Origin of the sequence: Streptococcus mitis (assembly GCF_946190155.1) — a bacterium.
Classification (GTDB): domain Bacteria; phylum Bacillota; class Bacilli; order Lactobacillales; family Streptococcaceae; genus Streptococcus; species Streptococcus mitis_CL.
Genome location: NZ_CAMHZL010000028.1, coordinates 1 through 307, shown reverse-complemented (window position 1 = coordinate 307; position 307 = coordinate 1). Strand labels below are relative to the sequence as shown.

Genomic DNA, 307 nt, shown 5'->3' with positions numbered 1-307 from the left:
CTCGAACCAGTGACCCATTGATTAAAAGTCAATTGCTCTACCAACTGAGCTAACGAGTCTAAAATAACTTACGTTATTCTAACGGTCCCGACGGGAATCGAACCCGCGATCTTCGCCGTGACAGGGCGACGTGATAACCGCTACACTACGGGACCTATGGGAGTTAACGGGATCGAACCGCTGACCCTCTGCTTGTAAGGCAGATGCTCTCCCAGCTGAGCTAAACTCCCTAAAGCTAAGCGACTTCCATATCTCACAGGGGGCAACCCCCAACTACTTCCGGCGTTCTAGGGCTTAACTTCTGTGT

General features: G+C 51.1%; 2 tRNA genes. Both read right to left on the bottom strand.

The annotated features are described in order from the left end of the window. Positions 1-82: 82 nt before the first annotated feature. Positions 83-155, bottom strand: a tRNA-Asp gene (locus N8O80_RS09530). Between the two features lie 2 nt (positions 156-157). After that, positions 158-230, bottom strand: a tRNA-Val gene (locus tag N8O80_RS09525). Positions 231-307 lie beyond the last annotated feature (77 nt).